This window comes from Corynebacterium oculi (assembly GCF_001412105.1).
In the GTDB taxonomy this organism is placed as follows: domain Bacteria; phylum Actinomycetota; class Actinomycetes; order Mycobacteriales; family Mycobacteriaceae; genus Corynebacterium; species Corynebacterium oculi.
In genome coordinates, this window is record NZ_LKST01000001.1 from 313,566 (window position 1) to 333,544 (window position 19,979).

At 63.1% G+C, this 19,979-nt stretch carries 17 protein-coding genes, 1 pseudogene and 1 riboswitch; of the genes and pseudogenes, 15 read left to right on the forward strand and 3 right to left on the reverse strand.

Annotated features, from left to right (window positions below; genetic code table 11):
- The first annotated feature begins 70 nt into the window (after positions 1 to 70).
- A complete protein-coding gene (locus Cocul_RS01520) occupies positions 71 to 1,189 on the forward strand; it encodes a branched-chain amino acid aminotransferase (RefSeq protein WP_055121995.1) in 1,119 nt (372 codons plus the stop codon).
- A 77-nt stretch (positions 1,190 to 1,266) separates the two neighbouring features.
- Here the strand turns inward: Cocul_RS01520 and Cocul_RS01525 are convergent, their stop codons facing one another.
- Positions 1,267 to 2,238, reverse strand: coding sequence for a nicotinate-nucleotide--dimethylbenzimidazole phosphoribosyltransferase (locus Cocul_RS01525; RefSeq protein WP_055121550.1), 972 nt, complete (start codon positions 2,236 to 2,238; stop codon positions 1,267 to 1,269).
- Between the two features lie 31 nt (positions 2,239 to 2,269).
- Complete coding sequence (locus Cocul_RS01530; protein ID WP_055121551.1) at positions 2,270 to 2,986, reverse strand: DUF3043 domain-containing protein; 717 nt, start codon at positions 2,984 to 2,986, stop codon at positions 2,270 to 2,272.
- Between the two features lie 165 nt (positions 2,987 to 3,151).
- On the opposite strand from Cocul_RS01530, the gene Cocul_RS01535 reads away from it, so the two are divergent.
- Positions 3,152 to 3,493: a HesB/IscA family protein gene (locus Cocul_RS01535; protein WP_055121552.1), complete on the forward strand. Its 342-nt coding sequence runs from the start codon at positions 3,152 to 3,154 to the stop codon at positions 3,491 to 3,493.
- A gap of 81 nt (positions 3,494 to 3,574) precedes the next feature.
- Here the strand turns inward: Cocul_RS01535 and asnB are convergent, their stop codons facing one another.
- On the reverse strand, positions 3,575 to 5,497 hold the full coding sequence (asnB, locus tag Cocul_RS01540) for an asparagine synthase (glutamine-hydrolyzing) (RefSeq protein WP_055121553.1): 1,923 nt from the start codon (positions 5,495 to 5,497) through the stop codon (positions 3,575 to 3,577).
- A 454-nt stretch (positions 5,498 to 5,951) separates the two neighbouring features.
- Here asnB and ctaC point away from each other — a divergent pair.
- From ctaC to Cocul_RS01605, 13 genes and pseudogenes are all read left to right on the forward strand, one after another.
- Positions 5,952 to 7,029 (forward strand): annotated as a pseudogene (gene ctaC / locus Cocul_RS01545) (aa3-type cytochrome oxidase subunit II).
- A gap of 17 nt (positions 7,030 to 7,046) precedes the next feature.
- The gene (ctaF, locus tag Cocul_RS01550; protein ID WP_055121555.1) at positions 7,047 to 7,478 is read left to right on the forward strand and encodes an aa3-type cytochrome oxidase subunit IV; all 432 of its coding nucleotides are present in this window, start codon (positions 7,047 to 7,049) and stop codon (positions 7,476 to 7,478) included.
- A gap of 440 nt (positions 7,479 to 7,918) precedes the next feature.
- Positions 7,919 to 8,533, forward strand: coding sequence for an aa3-type cytochrome oxidase subunit III (gene ctaE / locus Cocul_RS01555; protein WP_082422106.1), 615 nt, complete (start codon positions 7,919 to 7,921; stop codon positions 8,531 to 8,533).
- 72 nt (positions 8,534 to 8,605) lie between these two features.
- Positions 8,606 to 9,493, forward strand: a complete 888-nt coding sequence (qcrC, locus tag Cocul_RS01560) for a cytochrome bc1 complex diheme cytochrome c subunit (RefSeq protein ID WP_211257083.1) — start codon at positions 8,606 to 8,608, stop codon at positions 9,491 to 9,493.
- Entirely contained in the window at positions 9,490 to 10,710 is a 1,221-nt protein-coding gene (gene qcrA / locus Cocul_RS01565) for a cytochrome bc1 complex Rieske iron-sulfur subunit (RefSeq protein ID WP_055121557.1), read from the forward strand. The genes qcrC and qcrA overlap by 4 nt, the downstream gene beginning before the upstream one ends.
- Complete coding sequence (qcrB, locus tag Cocul_RS01570) at positions 10,710 to 12,329, forward strand: cytochrome bc1 complex cytochrome b subunit (RefSeq protein WP_055121558.1); 1,620 nt, start codon at positions 10,710 to 10,712, stop codon at positions 12,327 to 12,329. Before qcrA ends, qcrB begins: the two co-directional genes overlap by 1 nt.
- Positions 12,330 to 12,975: 646 nt before the next feature.
- A riboswitch (cyclic di-AMP (ydaO/yuaA leader) is annotated at positions 12,976 to 13,173 on the forward strand.
- A 10-nt stretch (positions 13,174 to 13,183) separates the two neighbouring features.
- A complete protein-coding gene (locus Cocul_RS01575) occupies positions 13,184 to 13,819 on the forward strand; it encodes a C40 family peptidase (protein ID WP_055121559.1) in 636 nt (211 codons plus the stop codon).
- 257 nt (positions 13,820 to 14,076) lie between these two features.
- On the forward strand, positions 14,077 to 15,312 hold the full coding sequence (locus Cocul_RS12720; protein WP_245622066.1) for an NlpC/P60 family protein: 1,236 nt from the start codon (positions 14,077 to 14,079) through the stop codon (positions 15,310 to 15,312).
- A 21-nt stretch (positions 15,313 to 15,333) separates the two neighbouring features.
- Positions 15,334 to 16,479, forward strand: a complete 1,146-nt coding sequence (locus Cocul_RS01585) for a glycosyltransferase family 4 protein (RefSeq protein ID WP_055121561.1) — start codon at positions 15,334 to 15,336, stop codon at positions 16,477 to 16,479.
- Positions 16,480 to 16,520: 41 nt separating this feature from the next.
- The gene (locus tag Cocul_RS01590) at positions 16,521 to 17,471 is read left to right on the forward strand and encodes an ROK family protein (RefSeq protein WP_055121562.1); all 951 of its coding nucleotides are present in this window, start codon (positions 16,521 to 16,523) and stop codon (positions 17,469 to 17,471) included.
- A gap of 51 nt (positions 17,472 to 17,522) precedes the next feature.
- Entirely contained in the window at positions 17,523 to 18,263 is a 741-nt protein-coding gene (locus Cocul_RS01595) for a lysophospholipid acyltransferase family protein (RefSeq protein ID WP_055121563.1), read from the forward strand.
- A 153-nt stretch (positions 18,264 to 18,416) separates the two neighbouring features.
- A complete protein-coding gene (locus Cocul_RS01600) occupies positions 18,417 to 19,646 on the forward strand; it encodes an acyltransferase family protein (protein ID WP_160318478.1) in 1,230 nt (409 codons plus the stop codon).
- Between the two features lie 63 nt (positions 19,647 to 19,709).
- Complete coding sequence (locus Cocul_RS01605; RefSeq protein ID WP_055121565.1) at positions 19,710 to 19,925, forward strand: hypothetical protein; 216 nt, start codon at positions 19,710 to 19,712, stop codon at positions 19,923 to 19,925.
- Positions 19,926 to 19,979: the final 54 nt, after the last annotated feature.

Consider the following 19,979-nt stretch of genomic DNA (forward strand, 5'->3'; position numbering starts at 1 on the left):
CATCGAACAGACTTCCATCAAGCCTATCGTTTGGGCAGGATCAGCATGAGGGGCATGTATGGTGAGGATCATGACTTCTCTTACTTTTGGCGTCCACCGTAATCCCAACCCCACCCCCGCAGAACGCCGCGAGGAAATCCTGGCCAACCCCGCTTTTGGCCAGCAGTTTACGGATCACATGGTGCGCATCGAGTGGAACCGGGAATCGGGCTGGCACGACGCCCAGGTGATGCCCTTCGGGGCCCTCGAACTATCTCCGGCGGCCTCGGTGCTGCACTACGGGCAGGCCATCTTCGAGGGGATCAAGGCCTACCGCATGCCGGACGGCTCGATCGCGACCTTCCGGCCCGAGCGCAACGCACAGCGCATGCAGGATTCCGCGCGGCGCATGGCCATGCCGGAACTGCCGGTGGCGGATTTCCTTGAGGCCCTGCGCGTGCTCGTCGAGGTGGATCAGCAGTGGGTCCCCGCGGCCGGTGGTGAGGCTGCCCTATACCTGCGCCCCCTGATGTTTGCCACGGAGGCCACGCTGGGCGTGCACCCCTCGGCTTCCTACACCTTCCTGCTCATGGCCTCCCCCTCGGGAGCGTACTTCAAGGGGGGCGTGAACCCGGTGAGCGTGTGGCTCTCCGAGGACTACGTGCGCGCGGCCCCCGGAGGGACCGGGGCCGCGAAGTTCGCGGGCAACTACGCAGCCTCCCTGTTGGCCCAGGCCCAGGCCAGTGAGAAGGGGTGCGACCAGGTGGTATGGCTGGACGCGGTGGAGCGGAAGTACATCGAGGAAATGGGCGGCATGAACCTCATGTTTGTCTACGGCTCCGAGGACTCCCCGGAGGGAGTCACCCTGGTGACCCCGGAGCTGAGCGGATCGCTCTTGCCCGGCGTGACCCGGGACTCCCTGCTGCACGTGGCACGCGACCTGGGCTACGCCACGGAGCAACGGCGTATTTCTAAGGAAGAGTGGCGCGGGGACGCCGAATCCGGCGCGATGACCGAGGCCCTAGCCTGTGGTACCGCGGCGGTGCTTACCCCGGTGGGCGTGGTCAAGTCCCAGGACGGCGAATTTGTGGTGGGTAATAACCAGCCGGGCGCGGTGACGATGAAGCTGCGCCAGCGGCTCACCGATATTCAGCGCGGGGTGGCGCAGGACACCCACGGTTGGGTGTACGGCCTGGTCTCGGCCGGATAGGCCCGGGCTTAACCTCTGGGCCTTACCCGCAGGAGCGCAGGGTGGGGCTCCCGGGGGAGTCGGGCGGCCCAGCGACCTTAACCGGAGTAGAGCGTGGTGGCGGCCCGGATGAGGGGTAGAGCGGCGGCCGCGCCGGTGCCCATGCCCAGCGGCATGTTGAGGGCGAACAGGGGAGTCAGCCCAAGATGTCGCACGGCGAGGAGATGCCCCGCCTGGGGGGTAAGCTGCCCGGCCAGCATCCAGGACTGAGCTCCGGGGGCGAGGGCCTGGGCGTAGCAGGCAGCCACGCAGGTCACGGTGGTGTCTAACAAGACCGGGGTGCGGCGCACCGCGGATTGCGCGAGAAAACCCACGAGGGCAGCCATCGCGGGGCTGGACAGGTGACGCAGAACCTCGGCGGCAGACCCCCGGTGGGAACGCACACCAAACATGAGATCGCGGACACGCTCTACGCGCTGGCTCCACTGCTTATCTGCGGTGCCGTGAAAACCCACCACCACCACGGGTTCTTCCGAGCACAGTAGCCCCAGGAGCGCCAAGGCCTCTTCGTCCGGGATTCCCAGGGGGGCGGGTAAAACGAGATCCACGCCGCAATCCGCTTGGGCGTCGGCGGCCCGGATACCCAGGGCCAGCGCCTCCTCAAAGGAACTGTGGTGTGGGACGTCCACGAGTTCGGCGGGCACCCCTGTGGCCTCGGCAAAGGCGCGGACGGGGCCGGTGCCGGAGCGGAATTGAGCGATCGGGGTGAGGCTGCTCGTAGCGGTTGCGGTATCAGCGGTGGCTGTAGCCTTAGCGACGTCGGACTTAGCGACGTCGGTGGGGGCGTCGGAAGTGGAAGCCGTGGGGGAGACGCGGCGGGAGTCCTCCCCACCGAGGGCGATGAGCCGTGGTTGGGCGATGGGCCTCAGCGGAGCCTCGGGGGAAACGCCCTGGACGGCGGCGAAAAATGCGGCGATGTCGCGCAGCCTTCCTGCGGCTTCCACGGGGACGGGCGCGGGCAGGTGCTCCGCGCCGCCGGTGGGGGGCGTGACGGTCCTGAATAACTCCACGGTGACCTCCGCTGCTGGCTATGGGGTTGTGCTACTGGTTCCTGCGGCCCACGCTGGAGCCCAGATCAACGCGCGGCTTGGGGCTGCGCCAGCGCCGGGGCTGCGAGGCGCGGGAATAGGCGTAGAAGGCAAGGCCGATGCCCGCCTGGGTAGTATCGGGAAATTCGGCGCGCACGGCGCGGTTGGCGCGTCGCCCGATGATGATGCCCTCCACCGCGAACACGAGGATGATGGCCATCGAGACGAGGGAGACGATGCCGGCGGCCTGGGGGAACCCGTTGGTCACGAACATGGATACCAGGAGTGCTAAAGCAAAGGGCATCACCCAGTTGGTGAGGAAGCGCCGGGAGTCCACCCAATCGCGGGCAAAGGCGCGCTCGGGGCCCTTATCCCTGGGCAGCAGGTAGCGCTCCTCGCCGCGATCCATCGCCGCTTGGGTTTCCCGCTGGCGACGCCGCGACTCCTCACGCTCCTTGCGCTTGTAATCCTTCCACTCCTGCTTGGACATGGAGGCCTTGAGTTCCTTGCGCTTTTGGCGCTGCTGCTGGGGAGTAGTGGGGGCCATCGAGGTCCCGCGGATCACTCCGCGCTCTATCTCCACGTCCTTGCGCTTGGGGGTGGGGCGGCCCTTGGGCGCGGTATATCCCTTGGGGAGGGGAGCGCTCTCCGATTGCTGTGGCGCGGAAGCCTCGGCGGGAGAATCGTCCCGGGGGGTGGGATCGCTACTGTTCTGCCACGGTAATTTCACGGCTACAACTGTACAAGCCCACCGTGTCCGGCGGGAATACCGGCGGAGGTTCCCGCGTTACACTTGGCAGCGTCACCCCGTGACCTCGATAACGCGACGGCAGCGCCGGGGTAGGGTGATGGGAAACCCCAGCATGATAGTTCAGGCAGCAAGGAGTTTATCGAGATGACTGCACCCACCAGCACCGGAGTAACGCTTTCCGACGCCGCTGCGGCCAAGGCGAAGGCGCTCTTAGACCAGGAAGGCCGCGACGACCTCTCCCTGCGCATCGCCGTGCAGCCTGGCGGCTGCGCAGGGTTGCGCTATCAGCTTTACTTTGACGACCGCACGCTCGATGGGGATAAGGTCGACGAGTTTGGCGGAGTGCGCCTGGTGATAGACAAGATGTCCGTGCCGTATCTGATGGGGGCCACGATCGACTTCGCCGACACCATCGAGCAGCAGGGCTTCACCATCGATAACCCCAACGCCGGTGGCTCCTGCGCCTGCGGGGATTCCTTCCACTAGGTTTACGTAGCTTAATCGCACAAAGCCGCGGGCGGCCTCCTTTCATTGTGGGAGAGGCCGCCCGCGGCTTTCTGCGTGGTTCTAGATGTCCACCGGGTAGTCCTTGTGCTCAATCCGCGGATCAATGCGCTGTTCCACAAAGATGCCATGCCAGATCATGAAGGCAAGCACCGTCCACAGCCGCCGCGAGTGATCGGAGACCCCATCGCGGTGCTCCTTGAGCATCTCCAGGACGGCCTGCTTGTGAAAGATCTCCTCGGTCTGGGACTCCAGGATCGTGTCCTGCGCCCACCCGTATAGTTCCTCACCAGCGAGCCAATGGCGCATGGGAACGGGGAAGCCCAGCTTCTTGCGGTGCAGGACGTGCGGCGGAACGATCTGCTCCATGGCCTTGCGCAGGGCGTACTTGGTAGTGCCGTGGGAGATCTTGAACTCGTGGGGAATGGACTCCGCCACACGGAACACCTCCTTGTCCAGGAAGGGCACGCGCAATTCCAGGGAATTGGCCATATTGATCTTGTCTGCCTTGACCAAAATATCGCCACGCATCCAGGTAAAGAGGTCAAGATGCTGCATCCGGGCCACCGGATCCATGTGCCGGGACTGCGCGTAGATGGGGGCCGTGACCTCCCGGTGATCCCACTCGCGGATCGCCCACGGAAGCACCCGCTGCATCTGCTCGAAATTAAAGGAGCGGGCATTGCCGTAGTAGCGCTCCTCCATGCTCATGGTGCCGCGCTCCAGAAGCGACTTGCCCTTCATACCCTCGGGAAGCACGGCGCCCAGACGGCGCAGACCCCTGCGTAGGGGGGAGGGGACCTTCTCGAACGGCGCGAGGGAAAGCGGCTCCTTGTAGATGGTGTATCCGCCGAAGAGCTCATCGGCTCCCTCGCCGGAGAGCACAACCTTGACGTGCTTGCGGGCCTCGGCGGCAACGAAATACAGCGGAACCAAGGAAGGATCGGCCACCGGATCATCGAGGTACCACATGATCTTGGGCAGGGCGTTCGCGTATTCCTCGGGGGAAACGATCTTGACGATGTGCTTGGCCCCAATGGCCGCCGCAGATTCTGCCGCCACATCGACCTCGGAGTATCCTTCGCGCTCGAACCCGGTGGTGAACGTGAGCAAATCCGGGTTGTGGCGCTTTGCCAGGGCGGCGATGGCGGTGGAGTCAATCCCGCCGGAGAGGAAAGACCCCACCGTGACATCGGCGCGCATGTGCTTTTCCACGCTGTCTTCCAGCGCGCGCGCGATGCGATCAAAGAGGGCCTGCTCCTGTCCCTGGGGGATCGGAGAGGTGCGGAACTGGGGGCGGAAATAGCGGGTGATCTCCGGTTGCGCGCCGGGGGTGATAGTGGCGTAACAGCCGGACTCAAGCCGCTGGATTCCGGAGTGCAGCGTCTCCGGCTCCGGCACGTACTGGAGGTCCACGTAGTGCTCGATGGCACGCCGGTCAAGGCTGAGATCTAGATCCAGGGAGGAGGCCATGTCCATAATGGACTTCTTCTCCGAGGAAAAAACGGTGCCGCGATCCGTGGTGGCCAGGAAGAGTGGCTTGATGCCAAACTGATCTCGGGCGAGGAAAAGCGTGCGCTCCTGGGAATCCCATACGGCAAAGCCAAACATGCCGCGCAGGTGCTCCACGACGTCCGCGCCCCAGTGGTGATACCCCACCACGATGGTCTCGGAATCACCCGTGGTGTGGAACTCGTGTCCGGCGCTTTGAAGTTCCTCGCGCAGCTCCACGTAGTTATAGATTTCCCCGTTGAAGGTCAGGGTATAGCGCTCTGGGTTCTCCGGGGGCCCCCAGCGCAGGGGCTGGTGGGAGTGCTCCAGATCCACGATGGAGAGGCGGTTGAAACCTAAGACGATGTCACCGTCCGACCACGACTCGGAATCGTCGGGGCCGCGGTGACGCTGGCAGACAAGCGCGTGGGTCACGGCGTCGGTAAAGCCAGCGGCTTTCCCATCGGCGGATAGGAAACCAAGAAGCCCGCACATATTCTTTGTCTACTCCTTACACAGGTGGGGGAGGGTGAAAAAGTATTATAAGTAATGATGGCACGAGAGGTTGTGCGCCGCACACGGGTGATCGCCATGAAGATGGCTTCCGCTCGCAGTGAGGGGGAGGCGAACTGCCGGCAGAATCCGGAGGATGATCGGTGGATATGCCGGGAAACCTCGGTCGCTCTCCCCGAATGGGTGACAACTTTCGATGGATCTTTGGTGAGGGCTGCGCCACAGCGTAAGGGGAGGGATGGGGGCTGAAAAGGGGCTAGGCCAGTAAGATTCGCTTCGAGTGGGGATAATCTGTGGCGATGCTGAGAGTTAGGGCGGAGGGGTTCAGCGTGGTTTCAGGAGTCTTATCGGCTATCCTGCTGGTTAGGAATGAACCACAGTCCTCTTTGATTGATCTTGGTTCTTGGAAGCTGTGTGGAAGGAAAGGCAGACACACGTGGAACAGCGAAATCGAGCAGGCCGCGGCCGGAAGGTAGCCCTGGGGGGGCATCGTTGCCGCTGCGGGTCTTGCCTTGTCTGGCTGTGACGTCGCTCCGCCGGAGGCCGTGGATCGGTTGCTGCGCATGGGCTGGCCCGAGGGAATTACCCCGGAGGCCACCGCCATGGGCAACTTCTGGGTCTGGGTCTGGGTTGCGGCGTGGATCATCGGTCTCATCATGTGGGGTCTCTTCCTCACCGCTATCTTCCGTTGGGGCGCAAAGCGCGCCGAAAAGAAGGGGGCCGGCGAGTTCCCGCGGCAGACGCAGTACAACATTCCCCTGGAACTCGTGCTGACCACCCTGCCCATCGTGATCGTCATGGTGATCTTCTTCTTCACGGTGCAGACACAGCAGAAGGTGACTGCCCTGGACAAGAACCCGGAGGTTACCGTTGACGTCACGGCCTTCCAGTGGAACTGGAAGTTCGGTTACGCCGAGGTGGACGGTTCCCTCATGCCGAGTGGGCAGGATTATGTGGGCACCGATGAGGAGCGTCAGCGCCTGGCCGATGAGACCCAGGTGAACCCCAACGGCGATAACCCCATTCACGGCAAGTCCAAGCGCGATATGTCCTACCTGAACTACAACAGGGTGGAGACGCTGGGCACCACGGAAGAGGTGCCGGTGCTGGTTCTGCCGAGCCAGACTCCGATTGAGTTCCGCCTGGCCTCCGGCGATGTGGCTCACTCCTTCTGGATCCCCGAGTTCCTGTTCAAGCGTGATGCCTACGCCCACCCGGAGGCCAACCAGCAACAGCGAGCCTTCCAGATCGAGAAGATTGAGAAGGAAGGTGCCTTTGTGGGCCGCTGCGCGGAGATGTGCGGCACCTATCACGCGATGATGAACTTCGAGCTGCGCGTGGTCACCCCGGATCAGTTCCGCGATTACATGGCGTTCCGTACCGCTAATCCCGGTGCCCCGAACTCCGACGCGCTCAAGGCCATCGGTGAAGAGCCCTACGCCACCAGCACGCACCCGTTCAACTCTGATCGCAACACCAGCGACGGCGATAACTACGTGAACAACAACGCTTAAGGCGTAGGAGCTGCATCATGAAATCAAGCACCAAGATTATGTACTCGATGACCGCCTTCCTGGTCATCATGGCGGTGATCTACATCCTGGCCACCACCTACGTGCAGGATGATGGCTACCGACACGGCACCGAGTGGGCCGGTGTGGTGGGGTTGGTTCTGGCCTCTGCGCTGACCCTCATGCTCGGCGGCTACCTGCACTTCACTGAGCGCCGCATTGATATCCTTCCCGAGGACTGGGAGGAGGCCGAGGTGGCGGATAAGGCGGGTACCCTCGGGTTCTTCAGCCCCAATTCCATCTGGCCGGCGGCCATGTCTGGCGCGATCCTCGTGCTGGGCCTGGGCATTATTTACCTCCACTGGTGGATGATCGCCCTGGGTGCAGTGCTATTGATCTACACCACCACCAAGCTGAGCCTTCAGTACGGCCAGCCGAAGGAAAAGCACTAAGAATTGATAAAAAGAATACCCCGCTATTAATTATCGGCGGGGTATTCTTTTTTCCATTATTATCGCTTAGATTAATGGAATGGTGGCCGCGTAGGGCGGCGGGGATGTCGATAAAAAGGATGAGGGGCGGGGGTTATCCAAAAGTTTGATCCGGGCGGGGTGGGCGCGGGCTAAAATGTGAGTTACGTCTCTCTGGGGAACTGTGGGAAACCGGCGTGCGACGCCCCCTTCTCGGGAGTGTGCTGCCAGCCTCTACCTGCTGTTTCTTGGTGAGGTGCCCTTCGCCTCCGTGACCTGCGTGAATGCCCATGCCGGGAGGGGTGGGGTGGATGGGTTTCTGGAGTGACTCTGGGGGTTGCTGCCCTTTTGTTAAGGGGTCGCTGAAAAGGGGAGGGGGAGACGAAGTGACTTCCAGGCTTTGAGCAGTCATACTAATAGGCGTGACGAGCGCAATTTCAAACTCAGGTACGGCAGCACCGCAGCGTGTTCCGACGCTGAACCGCCCCAATATGGTCAGCGTCGGCACCATCGTGTTTTTGTCGCAGGAATTGATGTTCTTCGCCGGACTCTTCGCGATGTACTTTACGTCGCGGGCCAACGGCCAGTCTGGAGACTGGGCACACCAGGCCGAGCATCTCAACGTGTGGTACGCGTTGATGATTACCGTGGTGCTGGTGACCTCCTCCGTGACGTCGCAGTTCGGTGTGTTCGCAGCGGAAAGAGGTGACGTATATGGGCTGCGCAGGTGGTACGCGCTGACGATCCTGCTGGGCGTAATCTTCCTCTGCCTTCAGGGGTACGAGTACGCGCACCTCATCATGAATGGGGTGACCATCTCGAACAGCGTGTTCGCTTCCGTCTTTTACATCACCACGGGCTTCCACGCCGCCCACGTGCTGGCCGGCGTGCTGGCCTTCGTGGTGATCCTGCTCCGCGTGGCAAAGTCCAAGTTCACGCCCGCGCAGGCAACGGCGGCCATGGTGGTGTCCTACTACTGGCACTTCGTTGACGTCGTCTGGATCGGTCTGTTTGTGGTCGTGTACGTGATTCACTAGGGGAGCCCGATCCAGTTTCACTGCACCTGGATCGCCCCGCGTGTTCATGACCCGCATAAAGAATAAAGGGAAATGATGGATACCAACCCAAAGAACACCGAGCGGCAGGATTCCGCCGCCTCGGGTAAGAAGGTCCGGAACCGTCGCAAGATGCGCCGGACCGCTGGTGGTGCGCTGGCTCTTACCCTCGGACTCACGAGCGCCGGTGTGCTGGCCAGCGCCCTCACTCCGGACGCTCAGACGGCTTCCGCTAGCCGCGACGATCAGGCGCTGATCCAGGAGGGCAAGGATCTCTACGACGTCGCCTGTATTACGTGCCACGGCGCGAACCTTCAGGGCGTGGAAGATCGAGGCCCCTCCCTCATCGGCGTGGGCGAAGGCTCGGTGTACTTCCAGGTGCATTCCGGCCGCATGCCGATGATGTCCAATGACGCCCAGGCGGAGCGCAAGCGCCCGCGCTACACGGAGCAGCAGGCGCTCGCTATGGCTGCGTACGTGGCGGCAAACGGCGGTGGCCCGGAGATCGTGTACAACGACGACGGCTCCATTGCCATGGAGGAGCTGCGCGGAGCGAACTACGACGGCAAGATTGATCCGGCCGATGTGGCCCGCGGCTCGGAGCTTTTCCGCCTGAACTGCGCTTCCTGCCACAACTTCACGGGCCGCGGCGGCGCGCTTTCCTCCGGTAAGTATGCGCCTGTGCTCGATCCCGCCAACGAGCAGGAGATCTATCAGGCCATGCTCACCGGCCCGCAGAACATGCCGAAGTTCTCGGATCGCCAGCTCTCCGCGGATGAGAAGAAGGACATCATCGCCTTCATCAAGTCCGCGAAGGAGACGCCCAGCCCCGGTGGTTGGTCGCTGGGTGGTCTCGGCCCGGTTTCTGAGGGCTTCTTTGTGTGGTTCGTCGGCATCGTGGCGCTCATCGCCGCTGCTATCTGGATTGGAACGCGCTCATGAGTAACGCAAAGCATCACGAATATACGGAACAGCAGCTCAAATCCATGAGCAATGAGGAACTTGCTCGTCTGGGTACTGAGCTTGATGGCGTCACTGTGGCGTACCGCAAGGAACGCTTCCCGGTGCCCAATGACCCGGCGGAGAAGCGCGCTCAGCGCGTCCTCAACGCCTGGCTCATCCTTGCCATCGTCTCCGGCCTCAGCTTCCTGGCCACGTACCTCTTCTGGCCGTGGCAGTACAAGGGCCTGGGGGATGAGGGCATGTGGATGTACACCTTCTACACCCCGATGCTCGGCCTCACCGCGGGCCTGACCATTCTGAGCCTGGGTATCTTTGCGGTTCAGTACGTGAAGTCCTTTGTTCCTGAAGAGATTTCCGTGCAGAAGCGCCATGACGGCCCCTCTGACGAGATTGATCGTCGCACCGTCACGGCTCTCCTGAACGATGCCTGGACGACCTCGACGCTGGGGCGTCGTAAGGCGATGCAGGGGCTCTTGGGCGCCGGTGCCATTTTCGCGGGTTTGGTTGTGGTGGCTCCGCTGGGTGGCATGGTAAAGAACCCTTGGAAGCGACACGAGCTGAACTATAACGGTGACGGAACTCTGTGGACCTCTGGGTGGACGCTGCACGAGAATGGGGTGAAGCTTTACCTTGGCCGCGACACCGGTGCCGTGGCCGAGGAACACAAGGGGCAGACCGGCACGCACATGACCACCGAGGGCGTTTCCCGCCTGGTGCGTATGCGCCCGGAGGATCTCGACGCCGCCGCAATGGAGACGGTGTTCCCCCTCGCCGAGGAGGACGTCAACGATGGCGACCGCTACGACCCCAAGCGCGACGTGTACACCAACCACATGCACTCCATTCACGGGCCGCGTAACGCCGTGATGCTGATTCGCCTGCGTTCCGCAGATGCCACCAAGGTGGTTGAGCGCGAAGGGCAGGAAGATTTCCACTACGGTGATTATTACGCCTACTCGAAGATCTGTACGCACATTGGTTGCCCCACCTCGCTGTATGAGGCTCAGACCAACCGTATTCTGTGCCCCTGCCACCAGTCGCAGTTCGACGCGCTTCACTACGGCAAGCCGGTATTCGGCCCCGCCGCTCGCGCGCTGCCGCAGCTGCCGATCACGGTGGACGAGGAAGGCTACCTCATCGCCAAGGACAACTTTGTTGAGCCCGTTGGCCCGGCATTCTGGGAGCGTAAGTCATAATGAGTAATAAACTTGCCCACATTGGCAATAACGTTGATGAGCGGTACACGGTCTCGGGCCTACTTCGCCCGCAGATCAACAAGGTCTTTCCGACCCACTGGTCCTTCATGCTCGGTGAGATTGCGCTGTACAGCTTCATCATCCTGCTGCTGACCGGTGTGTACCTCACACTGTTCTTCGATCCCTCCATCACGAAGGTGATCTACGACGGCGCTTACCTCCCCCTCAAGGGCGTGGAGATGTCTCGCGCCTACGAAACCGCGCTGAACATCTCCTTTGAGGTGCGCGGTGGCCTGTTTGTGCGCCAGATGCACCACTGGGCTGCGCTGATGTTCATGTTCTCGATGGTGGCTCACATGCTGCGCATCTTCTTCACGGGTGCTTTCCGACGCCCCCGTGAGGCCAACTGGATCATCGGCTGCACCCTGCTCGTGCTGGGCATGGCCGAGGGCTTCCTTGGCTACTCCCTGCCGGACGATCTGCTCTCCGGCGTGGGTCTGCGCATTATGTCCGCGATCATCGTGGGCCTGCCGATCGTCGGCACCTGGCTGCACTGGCTGATCTTCGGTGGCGACTTCCCCTCCGAGATCATGCTCGATCGCTTCTACATCGCCCACGTGCTCATCATCCCGGGCATCCTGCTCGGCCTGATCGCCGCGCACCTGGCCCTGGTGTGGTACCAGAAGCACACCCAGTTCCCCGGTGCTGGCCGCACGGAACAGAACGTGGTGGGTGTTCGTATCCTTCCGGTCTTTGCCGTGAAGAGCGTGGCCTTTGGTCTGCTGGCTGCTGGCGTGCTCGCGCTCATGGCCGGTCTGACCACCATCAACGCCATTTGGTTGCTGGGTCCCTATAACCCCTCGCAGGTTTCGGCTGGTTCGCAGCCGGATATTTACATGCTGTGGACGGACGGCGCGGCTCGTGTGATGCCAGCCTGGGAGCTTTACCTGGGTAACTACACGATCCCCGGTGTGTTCTGGGTGGCGCTGTTGGCGGGGCTCATGGTGATCCTTCTCTTCGCCTATCCCTTCATCGAGAAGGCCATCACCGGCGATGATGCTCACCACAACCTTCTCCAGCGTCCCCGCGATGTGCCGGTGCGATCCGGCCTGGGCGCGATGGGCCTGACCTTCTTCATCCTGCTTACCCTTTCGGGTGGTAATGACCTCATTGCCTATCACTTCCAGATCTCGCTGAACGCGATGACCTGGGTGGGCCGCATCGGTCTGCTGGTTCTGCCTCCGCTGGCGTACTTCATCACGTACCGCATCTGCATCGGCTTGCAGCGCTCGGATCGTGAGGTACTGGAGCACGGCATCGAGACAGGCATCATCAAGCAGTTGCCCAACGGCGCGTTCATTGAGGTGCACCAGCCCCTCGGCGGCGTGGATGAGCATGGCCACGCGATTCCGCTGCCGTACTCGGGTGCTAAGGTGCCCAAGCAGCTCAACGAGCTCGGCTTCGCGGATTCCGAGTCCTACGGTGTGTTCTCCGCCGATCCTGAGAATATCCAGGAGCGGAAGCGTCAGATTGCGCGCGAGAATCACCACGAGGAAACGCAGATGTTTGAGAATCTGAACAAGGCCAATGAGGAGCGCGATCGGGATTCGGATCGTTAATCCGCTGAGGACCCCGGAGGAGGGATGAGCGGGCTGCTGTGCGCAGCCTTTATATAAGGCCTCCCGGGTGATCTCAGAGGGGAGAGGGCGCCGCCGCATCATTGCGGGGGCGCCCTCTTTTTGTGTGGGGCGTGCTGAATGGCGGGTGCGCCGGGTGAAGAAGCTCTTGGGTAGAGGGGCTACTGGCGTAGGGCCGGGGATCGGGCGGCCAGGGGTGTCTCTCCCAAACCCAGGGTGGCTAGATCCACGGGGGAGAGGGAAGAATGGGTTGCGTTGGCGTTGCGAGTCGAATGGGGCGGGAGAGAAACATGTGACGGCCCGGGACGGCGCCAGAGATCATTGTGTCTAAGGTCACAGTGGGAGATTTGCAGCTTAATTCTTCTTGGGAAATGCGTGGGGATGCCGTGATGGTCGCCGGAGTCTCGCCTCATGTGTAGAGTCTTTGACCTGCGAAAACGGTAGAGCCGACGGGAGCGGTGCGAGCGAGGGTGCTGCCAAGAGAACGTTAGGGAAACTTTCAGTATCTTTTTGATAACGGTTCGGTAACGGCGCTTCGCGGCGGGGGCGGTTGGACAAGGTTTGTGGCCGTTTCGTAACCTAATTGAGACATTGCAGCGGGGCAGCGCCCTGGGGCAAGTACATGAACTGAAAACTAAAGCCGAGTCTCGGCGGGAACCCCAAGGTTTCCACCGGGAGCCGGGGAACCACTCGCTTCTGGGGTTTACCCCTCGGGAGAGTCTGGAGGGGAAGGGCATGGCGCTCTTCCTATCTGGATGGACTGAGGGGAGGAGCCTTCCGTTTCCTCACTCGACAGCTAACCCGGTAGGCATGACAGGAAGATTTGGAGATCATTCGTGACTAAGCACCGTCGGCAGGAGAACACCGCCGCTCGTCGTTTCGCCGCCGCTTCTGCCCTCGCCGTGGGTGCCACCGTGGTGACCCCGGGTGTGGCTAACGCCGCCACCTTCACCGTTCCCAACACGGATTTCTCCGTGGACATCCCGGACTTCGGTAACGCGGGCTTCTTGCAGGACCTGGGCTCCTTTGACCAGCCCGCGCAGAGCACGGAGTTCACCCCGGCCTCCGTCTCCGAGCTGTCCACCCCTCCGGCCCAGGACTTTGGGGTTCCCAGCGCGGCCTCCTCGTCTGTGGGGCAGAGCATCGTGGATGTGGCTCGCGGCAAGATCGGCTCCCCCTACGTGTACGGCGCCGCGGGCCCCAATGCCTTCGATTGCTCCGGTTTCACCTCCTGGGTGTATTCCCAGGTGGGCAAGTCCATCCCGCGTACCTCTCAGGCCCAGGCCTCCTCGGGCACGCCGGTGGCCTATGGTGACTTGCAGCCCGGTGACATCGTGGCCTTCTACGGCGGGGCCTCCCACGTGGGCATCTACGTGGGCAACGGCATGATCATTGACGCCCTCAACTCCGGTTCCCCGGTGGCGGAGCGTCCGCTTGATATGATGCCGTTCCACTCCGCGGTGCGCTTCTAAGCAAAAATAATTATAAGAGCCTCGGCGCCTCCCAGGGGGCGCCGAGGCTCTTCCCGTTGGGTGCTTGGGATCGGGGCGGTGGGGCGGCCGGTGTGATAAGGCGGGCCAGGGGGAGACCAATAAAATTTTTCTCTTGCTCCACTAGGCAAGAAGCCTCTTTTACCGCTATAGTTCTTTTCGTTATCTTCGTCCCTCCTCTCATAGCCTGGAGTACAAGAGTGTTCAACCCACGTCGCGCTGCGAGTTACACCCAGCGCTTGCTCATTGGTACTGGCACGGTCCTCGCCCTCACCGTGGGGGGTGCGTCGGTAGTGCACGCCGATGAGACCGATGACCTTATCGCCTCGATGGAACAGCTTTCCCGTGATGCTGCCGCCAAGAATGAGGAGGTGAAGCAGCACGAGGAGGAACTTGATAAGGAGACCGAGGAGGTCGATAAGCTCCAGGAGGCTGCGGAGAAGGCTCAGGAATTAGCGGACGAGGCCAAGGAGAAGTGGGAGAAGGCGAAGGAGGACTTTGATAAGTTAGCCGGTTCCCGTTATCGCCTCTCCAACCTCAACCGCGAGGTGAGCACCCTGGGTGCGGACGATCCCCAGCACGCCATTGACCGCGCCTCCTACCTGGGCACGCTTTCCCGCAAGGCGGACGCGGTGATGAAGAACCTCCGCGATGCCTCTCAGGAGGCGCTCAATGCGCAGGAGGACGCCGAGGAGGAGGCGGCCACGGCCAAGTACGAGCAGGCGAAGCTCCAGGACGCTCTCGACGGCCTGCGCGCGGAGAAGGAAGAACTTGAGGCCAAGGTGGCCGAGGTGAAGGAGCGCATTGACGCCCTCACGGAGGAAGAGCGCGAGCGCTGGGAGGGGAAGAACAACCCCCAGGTGGTCAACCTCGATGAGTTCACCGCGCGGTTGCGTGAGACGATCATCGAGACCGTGGAGGAGGCGGCCCCGGAGGAGATCGAGGAGACCACGGAGCTTTCTACCAGCACCATCACGGAGATCACCGAGATCACAGAGGAGCTGAGCACTCCGGCCGCCCCAGAGGAGGGTTCCTCGCCTGTCCAGGGGCCCTCCGTCCCGGAATCTACCCCGAGCAGCGCAGGAAGCAGTGGCGGAACTTCGGAGTCGTCGAGCATTCCGGCGGGTTCCGGCAGGGCCGCCGGTGCCGTGCAGGCGGCCCTCTCTAAGCTGGGAGCGCCCTATAGCTGGGGGGCCACGGGGCCGGATGCCTTTGACTGCTCGGGCTTGATCTACTGGGCGTATCAGCAGCAGGGCATGACGGTGCCGCGTACCTCGCAGTCTCAGTTGGCCGGTGGCACCCCGGTGAGCCGCGATCAGCTCCAGCCCGGTGACGTGGTGGGCTATTACCCCGGCGTGACCCACGTGGGCATGTACATCGGTAACGGCAAGCTGGTGCACGCCTCGGATTATGGTATCCCGGTGCAGATCGTGGACGTGGATTCTATGCCGTGGGCGGGGGCGGTGCGCTTCTAGCGCTCGGGTTAGAGTGGGTCTATGCCCACCATGCTCCTGGTTACCAATGACTTCCCGCCCCGAGTGGGCGGGATTCAGTCATATCTGAGGGATTTTGTTTCCCGCCTTGACCCGCACGACATCGTGGTTTTTGCCTCCACCCAGGACGCGGAGGCTGCTCGGGAACATGACGCGCAGGTGCCTTATACGGTGGTCCGGTGGCCACACTCCGTGATGTTGCCCACGCCGGCGACCGTGCGGCGCATGCGCGAGTTGATACGAGAGCACCGGATCACCACGGTGTGGTTTGGCGCGGCGGCGCCCCTGGCGGTGATGGGAGGCGCGGCTAAACGGGCCGGAGCCCGGCGGGTGATCGCCACCACGCACGGGCACGAGGTGGGGTGGTCGATGCTTCCCGGTGCGCGGCAGGTACTGCGCGCGATCGGCAGGAAGGCGGACGTGGTGACCTACATATCCGAGTACACCCTGCGGAGGTTTCGCCGGGCCTTTGGGCCGGGGCCGCGCTTCGAGCACCTGCCCTCGGGAGTGGACGTGGAGGTGTTTGCGCCCCTCGGCGCGCACGCGAAGGCCAGCGTGCGTGCGCGGTGGGGGATAGCGGAAGGAACCCCGCTGGTGGTGTGCGTTTCTCGGCTGGTTCCGCGCAAGGGGCAGGATCAACTGCTGCGCGCGATGCCGCGGGTACGCGAGGCGGTGGGGGAGGTGCAACTGGTGATCGTGGGGCAGGGGAGATATGAAGGCGTGCTGCGCGCGCTTGCTCGGCGCTACGATCCCACCGCGATACTGGCGGGCAGCCTGCCTTTTGCGCAGATGGTGGAGTTGCTGGGCTCGGCCGATGTGGCGGCGGTACCCGCTCGCACCAGGGGGAAGGGCCTGGACGTCGAGGGGCTGGGGATTGTGTATCTGGAGGCCCAGGCATGTGGGGTTCCGGTCATCACCGGGGATTCCGGTGGCGCCCCGGAGACGGTGCGGCCCGATACCGGCTACGTGGTGCGGGGCAACGACGTCGATGAGCTGGCCGAGGCGCTGATCGATGCGCTTGGCTCCCCGCAGCGTCGCGCGGCGATGGGGGCGGCGGGGCGTCGATACGTGGAACAGAACTGGACGTGGGAGATCATGTCCGCTCGCCTGCGGCGGCTTCTGAATGTGTCCGAACCTCGCCTATACTGAGACGGTTATCTATCACCAGGTCTGACGGAGGCGAGAAAGCGATGACCCTCACCGTGGGCTTCGACATCGGCGGTACCAACATGCGCGCCGGCGTGGTGGACGCCGGGGGGTGCATTATCGACGCCCGCTCGCTCCCCTCGCCGCGCGACGCGGAGGGCATGAGCGGGGGCATCGCGCACCTGGTGGATCTGCTGCGCCGGGATCACGAGATCGCCGCCGTGGGCGTGGCCGTGGCGGGCTTCCTTGACCCCAGCTGCGAGGTGGTGCGCTTTGCGCCGCACCTGCCGTGGCGCGACGCCCCGGTGCGTTCCATCCTGGAAGAGCGTCTAGACCTGCCGGTGCGGTTGGAACACGATGCGAACTCGGCAGCCTGGGGAGAGTACCGTTTTGGCGCCGCCCGGGGGGTGGATACCTGGGTGCTCTTTGCGGTGGGAACGGGCATCGGGGCGACGCTGATGAACCACGGAGAGATTTTCCGCGGGGCCTACGGCACGGCCCCGGAGTTTGGCCACCTCACGGTGGTGCCGGGGGGACGGCCCTGCCCCTGCGGCAAGCTCGGCTGCCTGGAGCGCTATTGCTCGGGCACGGCGCTGATGGATTCCGCCATCGAGCTGGTGCACCGCCGGCGGTTCTCCGGCTCGGCCCTGGCCGCGCGGGTACGCCGCGATCCCAGTTCCGTGGACGGGTTGCGCATCATGCAGGCCGCCCGCCAGGGGGACGCCGCGGGCCTGGCGGTAGTGGAGGAATTCGCCTCCTGGCTGGGCACGGGGCTTTCCATCGTGGCGGATATTTTAGACCCGGAACTGATCTTGCTGGGGGGCGGGGTGTCCCGCGACGCGGATCTGTATCTGGAGCAGGCCACGGAACAGTTCTCCTCGCAGATCGTGGGAACCGGGTATCGACCGCTGGCGCGCGTAGCCACGGCGGAGTTGGTGGCGGATGCGGGTATGATTGGCGTAGCCGATCTGGCTCGGGGGCTTGTGGCCGGATAACGGGCCGGATAGCCCGCCGAAAGAGACTCAACCCGTCACGGAGGACGAGCAATGCACAACAAATGGTACTGGACTTTCAAATACATCCTGATGGGGCCGTTTTTGCGCGTGTGGAATCGCCCCGAGATCGAGGGCGTGGAGAATATTCCGGCCAAGGGGTCCGCCCTGCTGGCCTCCTCCCACCAATCCGTGATGGATTCCTTCTTCTTCCCCCTGATGTGCCCGCGCCAGATCACCTTCCCGGCCAAGTCCGAGTACTTCACCACCCCCGGCGTGGTGGGCCGGGCGCAGAGCTGGTTTTTTAGCACCGTGGGCCAGGTTCCCGTGAACCGCAACGAGGCCGGGGCGGCGGAGGCCGTGCAGAAGGCCGCACAGGAGGTCTTTGACCGAGGCGATCTCTTTGGCATCTACCCGGAGGGCACCCGCTCTCCCGACGGCCGCATCTACCGCGGCCGCACCGGGGTGGCGCGCATCGCCCTGGCCACCGGGGAGAAGATCATTCCGGTGGGCATGATCGGCTCGCGGGAGGCCAACCCCATCGGCTCCTGGCTGCTGCGCCCGCGCAAGGTGCGCATGAAGGTGGGTGAGCCGATTGATCCCATCGCCTACGTCAAGGAACAAGGCCTTGACCCGGATTCCCAGCAGGCCGTGCGCGCTCTGACCGATCACGTGATGAGTAGGCTGGTGGAACTCACCGGCTATGACTATGTGGACATGTACGCCTCCGAGGTGAAGAAGTCCCTGGAGGCGGGGAACGGCTACCCGCGCGGGGCGGAGCCGAGCTTTTCCTGAGTCTCCTCCGAAGGAGGGACTCGGGCGGGGTGCGCGGGGCCACGGGTAAGACCTCTGACTTCATTCCCAGGCGGTGCTCACTGTAGGGTAAAACGCATAAGTTTTCTTTCAGATTCCCGCATACGATAGGACCCCGCTCTTTTTCTCATGCTTATGGCCCCGCACCTTGCCGCCTCCGCTCCGGGAAAAGCCAGCGTTCCGGGGCGAGTGGCGTGGCCGGACGTGGCCAAGGGGGTCTCCATCCTGGGCGTCGTGGTTCTCCACGTGTGCCTGGCGGTGCCCTTTGGCATGGATACCTTTGCCGCGCAGGTTAATCACCTCCTTGATCCGCTGCGGATGCCGCTTTTTTTCCTGGTGAGCGGGGTCTTTTCCACCAAGGTGCTGCGCATGAGCCTGTGGGAACTGTTCAGCAGGCGGCTGTGGTTCTTCCTCGTGCCCTATATTTTGTGGACGCCCATCGAGGTGGGCCTGATGGATTGGCACAGGGCCTCCTATTATGGTTCCGACCTGGCGGATTTCTCCTTTTATGCGGAGACCCTGCTCACGGCCCAGAACATGTATTGGTTCCTGTATGTTCTCACGGCCTTTAATCTGGTGCTCTGGGCCACCCGGAAACTACGTCCGTGGGTGGCGGTGGTGATCTCCTTTAGCACCGTGCTGGCCCTTCCGCTCAACTCTTCCTGCGATACGGTGGGCAAGTTCATCATGTACCTGCCGATCTTTATGGTGGGGGCGCATCTTTCCCGCACGGTGCGCGGCTTTGCCGGCGGCGCGATGACCCCGCCGAAGATCGTGGGCGCGGCCACGGCCTACGTGATTGGTTTTGCCGTCTATGCCATGTGGTACCTCGTCTCCACCGACGGCCCGGCGATCATGGACTGGCCGCTGTGGCCGGGAGCCGTGGTGGAGGCGAATGACGTGTGGACTCTGGTGCGCACGGTGGGGCAGTTCCTCATGTTGCCCATCGCGGTGCTCGCCGCAGTGGGGCTTTCCAAGGTGCCCTACCTTTCCCCGGCGCTGCAATTTTTGGGTCGCCATACGTTGCCCATCTACTTGGGGCATCCCATCGCGCTGACGATTTTCTTTCATGTCCCCCTGGCGCGCCTGGGCGGGGTGGAGATTTCCTTGGACGCTACCCAGTGGGAACACAGCACTCAGTTCTGGGTAATTGCCTGCATTATTCTGAGCTTCGCCGGGGGCGCGGCGATGTGGGCGCTGCAACGTACTCCGGTAGTCGGGTGGACGCTGAAGCCGCCCGCCATCGCGCCGCTACCGGGCATGGTATGCGCGCACCTCGGGCGAAGGAGAGGCGCGGAGCCTGCGCATCGTGAGTGGGGTGGGCAGAACCCGAGCGGTGCGGGAGCGAGTAAACTGCGGCGATAATCCGGCAGTGGTAGTCCGGTAGCAGCAGTCCGGCGCGGAAAACATAAGGATGGGGAACCTGAGATGAAGAAGATTCTGGTGGGCCGCATGGTGGTGGCCGTGGCGCTCATCGTGGCCTACCTGGTGCTGGCGGTGCTGGAGTTTCACCACCTGGAGGCCGGGCCGGTGTTTTTTGTGCTCATCGGGTTGGTGATGTTTGTGCCGCTGCCCGGAGCCAAGAACCCGACGCCCGCGGAGGCTTCCCAAGCAGGGGAAACGGGGGCGACGCCGCGCTATTAGCCGACCGGCGGCTGCCCGGTGGGGCGGCCGCGCGGACACGCGGCCTATTATGCT